Origin of the sequence: Flavobacterium sp. W22_SRS_FK3, assembly GCF_052113665.1 — a bacterium.
Taxonomy (GTDB): domain Bacteria; phylum Bacteroidota; class Bacteroidia; order Flavobacteriales; family Flavobacteriaceae; genus Flavobacterium.
The window spans coordinates 15,339-30,889 of the sequence record NZ_JBGQOF010000027.1; the positions used below are offsets into that span (position 1 = coordinate 15,339).

Consider the following 15,551-nt stretch of genomic DNA (forward strand, 5'->3'; position numbering starts at 1 on the left):
AATATTCCTCACTACAAACTTTCGTCGCTTTTTGCTAGTCTCAATAGTTTCTAAAATATATCTTGGAAAATAAAATTCTTAAATTAAACAGTTTTTTATAACTGATCTGTATACTGTTGAAAAACTTGACCTTGAACTAACATTTCCCCATAATTAAATTTCATTAATCGATCACAGTACTTATAGTACGCATCATCGTGGGTGATTGCAATTATGGTTTTTCCTTTACTTTTTAAGTCCGGAATTATGTTTTCGTAAAAGTATTTTCGAAATTCCGGATCTTGATCTGCGGCCCATTCATCAAAAATAAAAATATCTTTTTCTTCTAATATTGAATATATCAATGCCAGTCGCTTTTGTTGACCACTCGACAAATTTTGGAATATTCTGTTATTCTCTTCATCTTGTCGAATAACTTTTTCAAGTTTCATTTTTTTCAAAAGTTCCACTAGGTCTTTATTGGTCGTATGGAGATTAAAATTGTCATAATTCTCTGTAAAGAGATAGTTATTGGAAAAAATACATGACATCATATCTCTATATTGCGATCTGTTATCATCTGTAACTATTAAATCATTAAACACAATTTTGCCGGTTTTAGGAATATAAAGTCCTGATAATAAATTGATAAAAGTACTTTTCCCACTACCATTACTTCCGGAAATGAAAATAATTTCTCCTTTATCAATTTTTAAATCGATCGACTTAAGTTCAAACGTAACATTCCCTTTTTCATCAATATGTTGATAGGTTATCTTATCAATAGAGAGGCTTTCAAAAACCGGCAACTCTTTTTTTAAAATTGATAGTGGAAGTACATCTGAATCGTTTAAAATATCTGTAAGCGTATCATTGAACTCATTAATTCTTGTAAAAGCAATTTTATAACCTATTACATTTTTCATAAGATTTATTAAGATACTGATTGGGCCCATTAAAAATAGTAGCGTAATCATAAAACCCGAAATAACCGTGTGATCAATACTAAAAACAACAGGTAACACAAAAAGTATCGTGCCAATTAAAAAATAAAAAAAATAATCCCCTAATAGCTCATTGCCAAAAGCAGATAATCCTGCCTTGATACTGAGATTTAATGCCTTATTACGATTTTCACTAATGTGCCCTAAGTATATAGAATCACTCCTTTTAGTACTCATTTTTACCATATTGAAACCATGCAAAAAGTCATTAAAGAATCTCATAAATGCATCGTCAAGATCTCTCTTAGCACCCAAATTCTTTTCAATAATTCCATTTCTATATATATAAATAAATGCCAGTACAGTAATGAGAAAAACTATTGTTAAGGCTCCTTTAGGATAAAGCCAAAACATATACATCAGTCCTGCAACTATCATTACAAGAGAATTGAAAAAAGTTATAAAAACTCCTGGAAGTGATTCTAAAGTACGTACATCCTCCAATACAGTTCTTACTTTAGCCTCCCCCATATGTAAGTAAGATTCATAGTTCGATAACCGAAGTTTATCTATGATTTGCAAGGTCATTTCTTTACCAAAGTTTAATGTAGCTTTTATCATGTAACCGTTAAACGAATACGTCAATACAAAGGAAACCGAAACAAAAATCAAGTAAATTAACCAATCGTACTTATTAAAAAAAGGTAAAGGTGTACCTGATATTTTATGACTCACAAGTACTAACAAACTGCCACTCCATAAGCCATTAATTACAGCCAAAAAGCCAAGTAATGGCAACGCTATTTTTAGTTTTAATCTTAATAAATTAAGCAATGTTGCTTTTCCCAATGTTCTAATTAATTTATTTGTTATTATTAGTTCTACTTTCCCTGAAAATAATGCGAAAAGCTTACAAAAATGTTGTGACAGAATTCTTTTGTTTTAAATTGTTCAACATTAATTTTCTTTTTTTGCAAATCATTAATTTTTTTAATCTACTCAGAAAAATTAAAATCGAATCTATTTTAAATACATAATCTCTTTTTCTCCAAACAAACGTTCAGCGACTATATTTTTAGCTATACAATCCTTTATTAACAAGTCAGACTGTACAATAGGATGGGATTCGTCTGTATACTTAATACTGCTAATAAACTCTAACCAAGGCTCCTGTCCCATTGCATACACATATACCTCTTTGGGATTAAATGCTTCTACTAAACCTTTCCCTCTTTCGAAGTTAGAGCCCGCCAATCTTCGAGAAGAATCCTTGTCTCTTGCTAACGGCTCTGTTAATAATGGGCCATATAGCCATGAAAGCGGTGCTCCATCACATTCCATCCCTAAAAAGATCACGTCAACATCTCCAACTAAAGCTTGCACTCTTTCATATATTTTTGATTCTACATTACACGAATCAGCAACAAAAAGCATTTTAAAATTGCCGACACGTACATGATGGCATATTTTAGCTTGAATATTTAAATCTGAATGTTCTCCAATAAATGGAATACCTGTGATGGAACAATCGCTAAAGTTAATAGTATCCATTTCATCAATTTCTACTACATTATTAAACCCTATAGCTTTAAACATCAGTTTCAAACTTGGATCTTGTAAACTACCATTAGCAGATCTAGGTACCACTATATTTTTTATTTTATGTCTCAATGGAATAAGAGTTTCAAATAAAATATGGTCTTGATGATTATGAGTAATTAATACATAATCAATAGTTTCTGGTAGATCCATATCTGAAAATCGATCAACTTCCTGAGGATAACCATAATAACTGATTATCGGATCTAAAAGAATGCTAACTTCCTTAGTCTCTACTAAAATGCACGCATGGCCAAAATAACGCATTCTTACTTTATCACCTGTATATTTTTCATAAGCTGTAGGAACTTCGGTTGTAAAAAAAGATTCGAAGACAGGCTCCATTTTAGAAGTAATATTCAATTTTTTTTTAATTTCCTCTAAAGAACCTGCCGTTTTCCTCATTTTACTCAGTTCATCCAACCCATGATGACTAAAAGGTATGTTTAAATGTACTTTATCCTTATCATCTAAGCGAGGTGTACTAAGAACAAATGGTCTTTCATCATTATCGGTCAACCACAGTAAAATACTTTGTGATTTTTCTTTATAAAAATTACTATTATATAATAATGGCTCAAAGAACCTAAATGAGGGGTTGTTATTTAGATCATAAATCAATTCTACATAACCTTTCAGTACTTCAGGAACTTCGTCATATAATGGCTCAAGAGAATAACCTTTTGCTTTTGACTTTAAAAGCAAATCTAATTCTTTAACCGCTTCACTAAAGGAAAGAAGATCTTTTTGACTTTCTAAAGTATCGTTTCTTAACTGTTCTATCTCATCTACCCTTTTTCCATCATAATCAATGAAGGGCCCTCCGAGCATTTTGGGATTTTTTACTGCCGCCGCATGGGCAGCAGGTGCCTGAATATAGGAACTCATTATCTTTAAATGTCTACCTGTGATATTCATAGCCGCTGTTGCTGGAGAGATTAAATGACTCCATGCATACCAGTTATCAAATAGTGGTTCTATTACTAAATTTGGTTTTAAATAAACTTGATCTGAATTCATAAATATTATTTTAGTCTTAAATTGACACCAAAGGCATCATACTTCGTTAAACGATAATTATAGGACATTTTTAACTATAAAAATTTAAAATGCACTTTCCATCTATGATAGTAAACTGATTAATACTCTAAATTTAATTAGAGCAAAAAAAATAGGATTATTATTTCAATAAAAACATTTCAGCTAATACTTGGCCACAATTGAGAAAACGCGAATTTATAGTATTTTTTTTATTAAACCTTACGGGAAACCGTAATTACAAAAGATTTTCAAAAAAACTTTAATAACCCTAGACAATATTAACAGAACCAATAGCAATTTGAGATATTCTTTTTGCAATTGATTCGGCGTGTTTAAAAATAAAAAAATGATCCCCTTCTAAAAATTCAAATGTACAATTCTCGCTAGTTTCATTTTGCCAGCCCTTCACTCCAACCAGAGAAGTTTTTTCCTCACCAATCCCTATTTCATCCTTACCCATTACGATATGTATAGGAAAGGTAAAGCGGACTTCCATTGGTAAATAATTGTAATCTTCTATAGCTTTGAAATCAGATTTCAAAATTGGATAGTAAAGATCCAAAAGCTCTTTACATTCAAGAATTTCTTTAGGCAGACCACCAATTTTATTAACCTCGTCCCAAAAAGCAGCAGTAGGTAGTATGGATTTTTTAGAACTAAACCTTCTAAATCCTGGCGCACCTCGACCAGTAAAAAATAGCGCCAGTGGTTGCTGCAATTTTTTCTCGGCTATTTTCTTTGCTAATTCGTACCCTACTAATGTACCCATACTATGTCCATAAATAATATAATTTCCATGTCCAATATATGGCATCATTTGAATCAATATATCATCTACTATATGGTCAACCTGATCAAGTAAACTTTCCTTAAAACGACTTCCCCGTCCTGGGAGCTCCAAAGTAATCCATTCTACATTTTTAGAAATATACTTTTCAATACTATTAAAGCTATATTTATTACCTCCTGCAAAAGGGAGCGCTATTACTTTATTTCTCATTGTCAATTAAATCGGCTTTGTAAATTAATATGTGTGATAATTTGAAGAATTTAATTCAGAAATTTCCATACATTCGTTATTAATCAGCTCACTAGTAGCAACATGGCATTTATACTTATCATCTATCATAATCTCTTTGATGAAAAATTTTTCATCATCAATAATTGCTATGTTTTGTGCTATTTCAAAAGATTTTAGAGTTACAAAGAGACCTTTTCCACAACACTTTATCACAGCTTCTTTCTGTGTCCAATAATTATAAAATGAATCCAATTTATTGAATGATGTAGAAATTTTCAGCCATTCATTATTTGTCATTTGAGGCTGAAAATCTTCTATATCGACATCTCGTACTAGTTCAATATCTATTCCTATATCACACACATTAGTAACAGCACAAATAACCATTTCTCCCGAATGAGAAATATTAAAGTAAACGTCGTCATCTTCAATAAAAGGTTTTTTAAACTTATTATACTTTATGTCTAAATATTTTTTATAATCTTTATTAAAATTTACAGCTGCTTTACAAAGTAATATTCTTCCTAACAAGGATAGTTGTGCATCTTGCCACCGTTGAAAACCAGTTATTTTTTTTTGAAAATCAATTGGAAATCTAAACAAAAATTTTTCCATTAAATTTTTGTGATTTTCTTCTGATATAGAGGCATAATAGATATATGTCATTTTTTCTTACACAATATAAAGTAATACATTAAATTTATACTTTTTTTACACTTTTTGAAGATCGCTCTAAAATTTTTTTTGCAAGTTTAGGCGTATTTTACTTAATAACAAAATTTAATTAATATAATATTTTTTGTTAAAACACAAACAAACTATACAACTGAGAATGAAGTATATACAAATTGAAATAAGATTTTTATGACATTTTAACAAAAATGTTGTGTTTTTTTAACATATATTTAAGTAAATAACTATAATTTTGGGCACTTAAAACAACTTATTTATATGAAAAAAAAGCACTTAATAATTGCGATGTTATTCTCAATTTTCGCAGTTAATGCACAAAACGACAACTCTGAAATTGAAAAAAAAAATGAATTAAAGTTAAATGTGATAGCACTTGTTGCAAGTAGCTTTGAAGGAACGTACGAAAGAATCCTTAATGAAAAATCTTCTTTAGGTGTATCTGGAATGTACGTATTTAATAACCATAGCGAAGATGACTTAAATTATTCTTTATCACCATACTACAGAAGATATTTTGGAAAAAAAATTGCTTCCGGTTTTTTCCTTGAAGGATTTGGAATGTTAAGCAGCATTGATGGAAAAAAAGTATACGACCCTATTGATAATTCCAAATTCACAGAAGGTTCCGATGTATTTGATTTATCTATTGGTCTAGGCTTAGGGAGTAAATGGGTTACTAAAAGTGGTTTTATATTTGAAGCTAACCTTGGAATGGGAAAACTATTGTTTAATGCTGATAAGACTGACCATGACCATGTTGCAAGATTTGGTTTGCATGTCGGTTATAGGTTTTAAATAATCTAGTAAGAAACTTTCAATAGCTTAATAAACAATCGATAGTTTCTAATTTTTAATTAAGAAATTTTAATTATTGTTTATTTACTAATAAATTTATTTAACTTTGATATTCAAAATAAATTATAACACTGATAAACACAAAGTTACGACTTTAAAAAAATGCATTAAATCTTAAAATTTAAGGTTCGTGGAAGAATCGTGGCGCAACACAGAAAAAAGTATAAAAAATGCAGTATATAAGAGGAATGAGCAAAAAGTTGCTATCCCTTGTTTCTCAGTGAATGGATTATAAAGAAACTTTTCAATTTCTACAAAAGAGCCAGAATTTACAGAGACGCTGTATTTTAAATTTTTATGGTATATTTGTAAAACAAAAAGAATAATAGAACTGCATATTAATTCGTTTGTATTTAATTTTTGTGCATTATTTAATATTGAAATTGCAAAATTTTGGATTTGGTGCAGAATCGGTGCACTTTAGTCAAAGACATTTTATAAACCAGTATAGACAGGACTTCAGCGATAAAGTTCGAATCCTGCTCTCCTCATCCCTAATAAATGCATACATAATTACCTACTAATTAAATTAAAGCGGTATGAAAAGTTTAATATCCCGACCAAATTTTGATTTGAATAATCTCAAAATTATTATATAATTTTACTAAAAACTAACCCGTTCTCTTTACATAGTACCAAATTTTATTTTCAAGAATTTTGTAAAAAGCTATTACATCTTAATAAATTTAAATATACATATGTTTTAACATTTTTTAACGTTTAACCCTTACGATATATACAAACCGCTCTAGAATTAAAATTCAAAATAATTATCTTACAAATCAATAGAAAAATAAGCCAATTTCTTTAAATCATTCATAAAATGCTTTGTAAAGTGTAAAATCGAGGTCACTCTTAAAAAGTTAAAACGAAAGTTTTAGCTTTTTTTTTGTTTTTATCGAGCTATTTAGTATGTTTTTTAACCTTCCAAAGCACAAACCACCCACAAGTACTAAGCTTAAAAGCATTATATTTATATTTAACAATAATTTTGTTTTATAAAATTCTAAGAATAGCCATAAGGAAAAATTCCACCCTAAAAAAGCACAAAAAATGCTTAACGATGAAGGTTTAGTGCTATTAAAAGAAGCAATTAAATTTTTAAACTTTCTAACATCTAAATTACTTATAAAATTGGTTTCAAATTATAATTTGCAACATCATATCCATTGGCTGATACCATTATAAGCATTATTTTTAAACTATAATTTTAAAAGCAAAAAGGCTGTTTTCCCCCCTTTTAAACCGCTTCTTATTTGTTTCCATCTCGCAAAAGAAAATGCAAAATGTAACACTAGTTCAAATTCGGAATCAGCCTTAAAATCTGATTTCAAATTAGGATCTGTTTGAAGCCATCTAATAGAAGCTGCTATTAAAATGACAGCGGCACACTTCCAATTTGGTACTTCTTTTGCTGACAATTTAGTTTATATAACGAAATAAAATCATGGAAAAACAAAACCACATACAATTGCAAATTAAACAGTTAAAAAAAATAACTTTACTACTAACGCTTGAAAATCAACATTTTAAACATTTTATGCCTTTTTTGATTAACAAATACCAAAACTATTATGAAAAGTAAATTATTCCTATTTCAATTACTACTGATTCTTCCCGTAAGCCTGATACAGGCTCAGGAAAAATCTTCCACAGGGAACTGGCCCGACAGAAGCGTTCTGCCTATTGAAGCATACCAGAAAGTTGGTAAAGTTGAACCTAATATTAAAGATTCAGATCCAATTGAATGGCCGAAAGAAATCAGCGCACCCGAAGGCGCGCCAAACGTATTGTTAATTCTAATTGACGATGTTGGTTTCGGGGCAACGTCAACATTTGGAGGTCCGGTCCCGACACCTAATTTTGATGCTCTTGCCAAAAACGGACTCAAGTACAACCGCTTTCACACCACGGCAGTATGTTCGCCTTCCAGAGCCGCACTTATAACGGGCCGGAACCATCATACTGCCGCTACAGGCATTATTATGGAATTTTCAACACCCTATCCCGGATATAACAGTCTGGTGCCAAAGAGTGTAGCCACAATTGGTAAAATACTGACAGACAACGGATACGGTACATCATGGTTTGGCAAAAACCACAATGTTCCAGATTGGCAGTCCACTCCGGCAGGTCCTTTTTATTTATGGCCGACCGGTTTAGGTTTTGAATATTTTTATGGATTTCTTGGTGCAGATGCTCATCAATTCAGACCTTCTTTAATTGAAGGGACAAAACCTATTGATCCTTATCTGGTTGACGGCAAGGTAGATCCGGACTACATTTTAGATAAAGATCTGGCCAATCATGCCATAAAATGGATTCAGACACAAAAAGCAGTATCACCAAAAAAACCTTTTTTTTCTTATTATACTCCAGGGACTGCCCATGCACCGCATCAGGCACCAAAAGACTGGATTGCTAAATTTAAAGGAAAATTTGATCAGGGCTTTGACAAGCAGCGTATTGCCACCTATGAAAATCAAAAGAAACTAGGAATCATTCCTCCAGATGCTAAACTGGCTCCAACTCCGGATGATTATCAAAGATGGGATAAGCTAAGCCCGGGCATGAAAAAAGTGGTAGCAAGGGAAATGGAAGTTTATGCAGCACAGCTGGCATACTGTGACGATCAAATTGGAAGAATAATCCAGTCCATTAAAGATTTAGGAGAACTGGACAACACCCTTATCATTTATATCATGGGAGATAATGGAGCGAGCGCGGAAGATCCAACTGGGCATGGATTGACAAGCGAAATTGGAATTATGGTAAATGGCGAAAAAGACACGGAAGAATTTATGCTGAAAAATTTAGATGAATTTGGTGGACCTTGGACACAGGAACATTATTCTCAAAGCTGGGCGCATGCTATGAATACTCCTTATCAATGGGATAAAAAAATAGCCTCACATTTAGGAGGTACCAGAACAGGGATGGTGATCTCATGGCCAAAAAGAATCAAGCAAACGGGTCAGATCCGTAGTCAATATGCACATATTACAGATATAGTTCCTACTATTCTTGAAGCCGCAAACATTCCTGCACCTACTTCTGTAGATGGATTTAAACAGCTGCCTATGGCAGGAAAAAGCCTTGTATACAGTTTTGACAATGCATCTGCCCCTGAAACGCATACCACACAATACTATGAGATTATAGCCAACAGGGGAATTTACAAAGACGGCTGGCTGGCTAATACAACCCCTAGAAACTTGCCCTGGCAGGGACATCCTATTCCGTCAGAAGATCCTATAAAAGATTATAAATGGGAATTGTATGATCTTAAGAAAGATTTCAGCCAGGTTGATAATCTTGCTGCCAAAAATCCTGAAAAGCTAAAAGAACTGCAGAAAGCCTTTTTAGAAGAAGGGAGAAAATTTAACGTATTTCCATTAGATGACCGTTATATCGACAGGGTAAATCCTGAAAACCGCCCGAATTTGAATAAAGGAAGAACTATTTATGTTTACCACGAAGGAAACTCCCGCATTACAGAGGGAATGGCTCCGAATATGAAAAACACTTCCTTCAGCATTACAGCTGATATTGAAGTAAAAGCTGGTGATGAAGGAATGATTATAACTCAAGGAGGTTATTTCGCCGGATTGGCTTTAATGCTTCAAAAAGGAAAACCAACTTTTGCCTATGCCTTTTCTCATTATCCGCAGTCAAAATGGTCTATCCAGTCTCCAGCTGCACTTACAGCCGGTAAACATAATGTTACTGTTAATTTTGATTATGCAGGAGGAGGAGCAGGAAAAGCTGCTAAAGTTACCTTACTGGTAGACGGCAAACAAGTCGCTACAGGAGATATCCCAAAAACAGTTCCAAGTAGATTCTCTGCCGATGAAACTTTAGATGTTGGCGAAGACTTTGGAACTCCAGTAAATAGAAGCTACGATGTACCATTTACTTTTCAGGGAGAGATTGAAAAGGTTACAGTAAATCTAAAACCTTAAATCACTCTTAAAGTAATTTTTCATAAATAACAAAAGAGGTATTTGCTGTCCTTTAACGGCCAGATCAAATACCTCTTTTTATATCTTGGGTAAAAACGAGGAATTTTATGCCTAACACTTTAAAAAAAGATAAAAAAAAGCCACTGGAAAATAGTGACTTTTTTGTCTTGAGAATGCAAAAAGTCAAAATCAGGACTTTTTATTAAAAGATTTAAACTTTTTAATCTTATCCCTTACAATGATAATAAAACTGTAAAGATCAAAATTAGCTTTAGTTATTTCAAAATCAAATTTGATTTTTTGAGTAGCGATAAATTTCAAAAATAATTTAACAAGAGCGAATGAAAATATAATATTACTTTAATATTTCTCGAATGCCAGTAAAAGAAAGTTTAAGAATAAAATTTTATTTTTTTTTCCGCCCCTGTTTTTTTGTTTTCATAAATGTAAAATTTTCTTCCCATAAAAAATGCCCCATATAGTGTCTAACTTTTTGGGGCATGTTCATATTGCTTACAGGCTTTTTTTATTGAAAAATTAAATTAATTATTTAGTGCATTCAATCTTAACACCCTTTTTATCATAACATTCTGTTGGTTTTCCATTGAACTTTTTGGTGAACTCAAAATACCCTTTAGAATTATTATATTGTATGTAATCAGGCACTATAATTTCATCTACAAGAATAGCTCCTTTACCATTAATTATGGTACGTTTATTATCCTCACCTGTTTTATTTACCATGTAATAATAGTCTGCATTTCTTATACGCCCAAAACTTTTTACATTTTCATATAAAAAAGTATGTGTTAAAGCACTATAAACATCATAAAGCGTATTATTGTCATCAATTTTCTTTGTAATCGAAAGCAAATTATTACATATTTGAACATCTGTCACTTTTTTACTTTCATCATACATTAAGTAGCCATCGTTGCTGGTATTAGAATTGCCCATATTATTGTACACTTCATAATATTTTTGATACTTAACCAAGGTCAGCTCTCCTTCTGATTTTAATTGCGTATAGAAATCTTTGTAAACAAAAGCTTTTTTAGCCAGGTTATAGAAGTTTTCTTTTCCTTGTTTGTTTTCAACAAAAAAAGTAATTCCATCATTCTGAAAGTACACTCTTTTATACTGATCTTCCAAGACTTTTTTACCACTAATACCTACAAGCGTAACATCCTGAAATCCTCCTAAAGCAAAGTAATTTTTTGGAGTACTATCGTCTAAACCATGAACTTCACCAATTAATTTATCGGTTTCAAATAAAACTTTATTGTTTGCTGGATTTATAAGAACATTTTTTCCGTTTAGTTCCCCAACAAGATAGCTGTTAACACGAAGTCCAGTTACTCTAGAATATCCTGACAGATCCGTAATTTTTTTTGTCTTTAATTCCATCAATTTACGTTTTCCACCTTCCTCATAATATATATATCCCGGAAGTATAAAACTAAGCTTAGAAACATCTTTGGGAAATAAAGTTTTTCCTTCTTCTGTAATAATATTTTGAGAGTCTAAACTAGCTGATACAATGATATAAGTATGATCTTCTGAATTATAAAAAGATTCCATTTGTCCATAATAATATTGTGAAAAATCAGGGCTAATGGTTTTTCCAGTACTATCGATAATTCTAATGTTTCTACATTTTGTCCAATCGTTTTCGTATTTACAAGCATCCGCTAGTACGCGATAATTGTTTTTAGTTACTGTTATTAAACGAGACCCCGTTGGAATCTTTTCTATATCTCCTTTTAAATTAATCAAATAAGCATCTAGATTTTCTTTGTAAAGCAAAAAACTATCGTACATAAAACCACGTTCTGTGCTTCTTGGTATTTTAAAATCATTACCACTTAAATTTATGCCTTGACTTTTTACTTTTGCAATAACTTCTTGTGATACGGGATTGGAAGGTGCTAGATTTAATATCACAAATGGGATGTCTGCCACTTCTTTAACTTCTAAAGCTTTGGTTGTAATTGTAGCCGTAGTAGGCTTTTTAGCGGGTTTGGGAGTTGTGCTTTTTTTCTGAGCGGAACTACTTAAGGCGGTTACGATTAAAATTGTTAATAAAAGTAGTTGTTTTTTCATATTTTGAGGATTAAAAATTTAAGTGAATATTTTTTGGCTTGTCTAATTTAAAAAAAACAGTATTATTATGAGCGTAAAGAACGTAAAGTAAATTAGCATCTACAAACAAAAACATAGCGAAAAAATGCTCTTTAAAAAACAAAAAAATCCTTATTCTTTCTTGAATAAGGATTTTTCGTTTAATTGCTTGAAAGGTGTTACTTTTGTGCCACAAAACATAAATCGAATAAAGTAATTCGTAGAGCCAAAGAAAGACAATCCCGCCTTAAATTAAAACATTCTTTTAAAATCCTCCATAAATCTTGTAAATTTATATATTAGTTTAATGCGATGAATCAATTGAGTTTGTATAATTTTTGCATGAATCACCAAGAGGACATCCAAACCAAATTCATAACGCCAATGAAAGACAGACACTACATATAGTAAGCCAATTTCTTCAAATCATTCATAAAATGGTTTGTAAATTGTAAACTAGACGTCACTACTCGGTACAAAAGAAAAATATCATCTTTTGTCCCTTTTTTTATCTTCTAACTCCTTGGCTAATCATATATGCAGACTCAATAATTTTGTTCACTCTAGTTATTTGTACTTTATTTTCTTGAATTGTAAAATTTTCAGGGTAAACCAAACCAATCAAACCTCAGGTATAAGATAGTCCATATCTAAATATGCTTGATTTATTTTAATTAGATTGTCAATCCCTTTATTCAGTATTGTTTCAATACTATGCATATCTTTTATAATTGACGATAATTCTCTTTCAAGGTTTGTAATTTGTATACCATAGTCCTCTTTCATCAATTTAATATCCAGCGCATAACTGAAGGGGCAGGTTCTACCGATGCAAGATAGATGGAACCATCTTCTTTAGACCATCTATCTTGCTTCTTTTTTTGCCCTTCTCATTCCATGAAATGTGTTTAAAGCCCTACGATCATTTTCTACTTCAGGAGCTGCAAGATAGAAAGCCAGCATCATTTTTTTTTCCGGAATTGACAAGACCCTATCTCTATAAAACAATTTCAAATAGTTTAGAAATTTCAAGACAAACTTCTTTTAAACTTGATTCTACATCAACAGAAAACACAACTCGCCTATATTTTGCATGGCATACAAAATGATATAACAAAACTATTCCTATTCAAATTTCGTATATCTAATTAAAATATTTATCATGGAAAAATTATCAATAATTTGTATTAAAATTCTGCAGACACTTTCTGGCAGATATGGCATGAGTTACACTTTAGAAGAGCTTACTAGTGTACTTTTTCCAGTTTTTAATGTAACAGCAACATTAAAAATTCATATATCCAATGAAATGGAAAACCAAGCAAGAGTTCTAGAAGCGTTGATGGTTTTGAATGATAATGGATATATTTTTTTAAATACAATCACCGACAAAAGTGTTATAACGATAAAAGGTCTAATCAAAGTAAATAATCTGATCTTTTGTAATTAACTTAAATTCTTAATAGTTTGTTTTTTTATAAAATATCTATTTTTATACTGGATGATACAAATTTAAGTAATGTGAGGAATAGCGTATCTGCGCCTGAGGTATTTTTATGATGCCAGTCTTTATATTAGTTGACTATATTTTTGGAGCTCAGACCACTTAAATAAATAATTGGTATATATTAGTTAAAAAAAATTAATCTAATCTTAAGCAAGTAAAAAAAATAAGATACCATACAATTCGTTATTTCGTATATATCTAAAACATAGTACTAAATGAAACTAATTACAATGTTCCTTTTGATAATGGTTCTTCCCATCAATTGGGAGCCTGACTTTAATAATGCAAAAAAAATTGCAAAGGAAAAAAACGAATTAATTCTATTGAACTTCTCCGGTTCAGATTGGTGCGGCCCTTGTATTGTGACTCGCAAAGACTATCTAGAGAATCAAGCATTCACAGATATGGCAAATGAAAATTTAGTATTGGTTAATGCTGATTTTCCGAGAAAAAAGAAAAACATAGGAACACCTGAACAAGTAAAACGAAACGAAGACTTAGCTGAAATTTATAACAAAGAAGGAAGTTTTCCTCTAACACTTCTTCTGGATGCTGATGGTAAAGTAATAAAAACCTGGCATGGAAAACCGGAAACTACTCCTGAATTATGGACAGCAGAAATAAAAGCGATCTGTGACAGCCGAAAATAATATATCCAAAGACCAAAAATATTCACAATCCTTAAAACTCATGGGGAACAGCTTTACTATTACAGTTGTAGCTGAAAATGAGAAAATTGGGAATAAGAATATTAATGTCGCCATTGAAGAAATCAGACGGATTGAAAAACTGCTGACTACTTATAAAGATGAAAGTCAAACGAATCTCATTAACAACAATGCCGGAATTAAAGCGGTTAAAGTAGATCAGGAGGTTTTTAATCTTGTCGAACGATCAATTGGGATTTCGAAAATTACCCAAGGTGCTTTTGATATTTCTTACGGAAGTATCGATAAAGGGCTTTGGAATTTTGATAAAACAATGACCAAGCTTCCAGATGCTGAAACGGCTTTGAAAATGGTGCATCTTATTGATTACAGAAATATCATTTTAGATAATAAACATACAACCGTATTTTTGAAAGAAAAAGGAATGCGGATTGGTTTTGGCGGTATTGGTAAAGGATATGCTGCTGAAATGGCAAAGCAGATTCTCCTCAAGAACAATGTTCAGAGCGGTATTATAAATGCCAGCGGAGATCTTTGTGCATGGGGATTACAGCCTAATGGCAAAAAATGGACTATTGGCGTGGCAGATCCTGATTTACCAAATGCTGCATTCTCTTATATGGAAATATCCAATAAAGCAGTGGCAACATCTGGAAATTATGAAAAGTTCGTAACTATTAACGGCAAAAAATATTCGCATACAATTGACCCAAAAACAGGGCTGCCGATAACTGGAATAAAAAGCGTTAGCATTATCGCTTCAAATGCAGAATTTGCAGATGCAATGGCAACTCCAATAGCGGTTATGGGAATCAAAGCAGGCTTATTTTTAATAGATCAGATACCAGATCTATATTGTATTATCATCGACGACAATAATAAAATTTACACTTCTAAAAACATTAACCTGAAATGAAAAAGCCAAAGCAAAAAAATCTCGTATTGCTATGCAGTATTGCTTTTATCGGCATACTGTTCTCTTCTTGCACTTCGGTAAAAGAATACCAGAAAGGAAAAATCAACGATTCTGAAATGGTACTTTCTAATCGAAAAATCGAAAAGACAGAACTCAGCTTTCAATCCTACCGTGAAGGAGCTTCCGGTGCAAATTCCGGAAAAAGCGGCGGTGGCTGCGGTTGCAACTAAAAATCATACCATTAA

Annotated in this window: 13 protein-coding genes and 1 pseudogene; 6 read left to right on the top strand and 8 right to left on the bottom strand. The window is 31.7% G+C overall.

Going from position 1 to position 15,551, the window contains the following annotated elements:
• Window positions 1-95 precede the first annotated feature (95 nt).
• The 4 genes from ACEN2I_RS17980 to ACEN2I_RS17995 all read right to left on the bottom strand — a co-directional run bounded on the left by ACEN2I_RS17980 (window position 96) and on the right by ACEN2I_RS17995 (window position 5,250).
• On the bottom strand, window positions 96-1,772 hold the full coding sequence (locus ACEN2I_RS17980) for a cyclic peptide export ABC transporter (RefSeq protein ID WP_441767483.1): 1,677 nt from the start codon (window positions 1,770-1,772) through the stop codon (window positions 96-98).
• 171 nt (window positions 1,773-1,943) lie between these two features.
• Window positions 1,944-3,542: an MBL fold metallo-hydrolase gene (locus ACEN2I_RS17985; protein WP_441767484.1), complete on the bottom strand. Its 1,599-nt coding sequence runs from the start codon at window positions 3,540-3,542 to the stop codon at window positions 1,944-1,946.
• A gap of 289 nt (window positions 3,543-3,831) precedes the next feature.
• Complete coding sequence (locus ACEN2I_RS17990) at window positions 3,832-4,563, bottom strand: thioesterase II family protein (protein WP_441767485.1); 732 nt, start codon at window positions 4,561-4,563, stop codon at window positions 3,832-3,834.
• A 24-nt stretch (window positions 4,564-4,587) separates the two neighbouring features.
• The gene (locus ACEN2I_RS17995; protein ID WP_441767486.1) at window positions 4,588-5,250 is read right to left on the bottom strand and encodes a 4'-phosphopantetheinyl transferase family protein; all 663 of its coding nucleotides are present in this window, start codon (window positions 5,248-5,250) and stop codon (window positions 4,588-4,590) included.
• Window positions 5,251-5,535: 285 nt separating this feature from the next.
• Between ACEN2I_RS17995 and ACEN2I_RS18000 the strand changes: the two genes are divergently transcribed.
• Window positions 5,536-6,072, top strand: a complete 537-nt coding sequence (locus ACEN2I_RS18000; RefSeq protein WP_441767487.1) for a DUF3575 domain-containing protein — start codon at window positions 5,536-5,538, stop codon at window positions 6,070-6,072.
• A 1,262-nt stretch (window positions 6,073-7,334) separates the two neighbouring features.
• On the opposite strand, the gene ACEN2I_RS18005 is transcribed toward ACEN2I_RS18000, so the two are convergent.
• Window positions 7,335-7,553, bottom strand: coding sequence for a hypothetical protein (locus ACEN2I_RS18005; RefSeq protein ID WP_441767488.1), 219 nt, complete (start codon window positions 7,551-7,553; stop codon window positions 7,335-7,337).
• Between the two features lie 153 nt (window positions 7,554-7,706).
• On the opposite strand from ACEN2I_RS18005, the gene ACEN2I_RS18010 reads away from it, so the two are divergent.
• The gene (locus ACEN2I_RS18010; protein ID WP_441767489.1) at window positions 7,707-10,094 is read left to right on the top strand and encodes an arylsulfatase; all 2,388 of its coding nucleotides are present in this window, start codon (window positions 7,707-7,709) and stop codon (window positions 10,092-10,094) included.
• A 546-nt stretch (window positions 10,095-10,640) separates the two neighbouring features.
• Here ACEN2I_RS18010 and ACEN2I_RS18015 read toward each other — a convergent pair.
• The 3 genes and pseudogenes from ACEN2I_RS18015 to ACEN2I_RS18025 form a co-directional block, all read right to left on the bottom strand.
• Window positions 10,641-12,197 carry a hypothetical protein gene (locus tag ACEN2I_RS18015; protein WP_441767490.1) on the bottom strand — a complete coding sequence of 519 codons (1,557 nt, stop codon included), beginning with the start codon at window positions 12,195-12,197 and terminating at the stop codon, window positions 10,641-10,643.
• Window positions 12,198-13,079: 882 nt separating this feature from the next.
• The gene (locus ACEN2I_RS18020) at window positions 13,080-13,202 is read right to left on the bottom strand and encodes a hypothetical protein (RefSeq protein ID WP_441767491.1); all 123 of its coding nucleotides are present in this window, start codon (window positions 13,200-13,202) and stop codon (window positions 13,080-13,082) included.
• A pseudogene (locus tag ACEN2I_RS18025) lies at window positions 13,202-13,344 on the bottom strand (transposase); the annotation flags it as partial. The gene ACEN2I_RS18020 and the pseudogene ACEN2I_RS18025, both read right to left, overlap by 1 nt.
• Before the next feature lie 33 nt (window positions 13,345-13,377).
• Here ACEN2I_RS18025 and ACEN2I_RS18030 point away from each other — a divergent pair.
• The 4 genes from ACEN2I_RS18030 to ACEN2I_RS18045 all read left to right on the top strand — a co-directional run bounded on the left by ACEN2I_RS18030 (window position 13,378) and on the right by ACEN2I_RS18045 (window position 15,536).
• Window positions 13,378-13,665: a hypothetical protein gene (locus ACEN2I_RS18030; RefSeq protein ID WP_441767492.1), complete on the top strand. Its 288-nt coding sequence runs from the start codon at window positions 13,378-13,380 to the stop codon at window positions 13,663-13,665.
• Window positions 13,666-13,937: 272 nt separating this feature from the next.
• On the top strand, window positions 13,938-14,372 hold the full coding sequence (locus ACEN2I_RS18035; RefSeq protein WP_441767493.1) for a thioredoxin family protein: 435 nt from the start codon (window positions 13,938-13,940) through the stop codon (window positions 14,370-14,372).
• 40 nt (window positions 14,373-14,412) lie between these two features.
• Window positions 14,413-15,306 (top strand): FAD:protein FMN transferase, encoded by an 894-nt coding sequence (locus ACEN2I_RS18040; protein ID WP_441767494.1) that lies wholly within the window; start codon window positions 14,413-14,415, stop codon window positions 15,304-15,306.
• Window positions 15,303-15,536 carry a DUF4266 domain-containing protein gene (locus ACEN2I_RS18045; RefSeq protein ID WP_441767495.1) on the top strand — a complete coding sequence of 78 codons (234 nt, stop codon included), beginning with the start codon at window positions 15,303-15,305 and terminating at the stop codon, window positions 15,534-15,536. The genes ACEN2I_RS18040 and ACEN2I_RS18045 overlap by 4 nt, the downstream gene beginning before the upstream one ends.
• Window positions 15,537-15,551 lie beyond the last annotated feature (15 nt).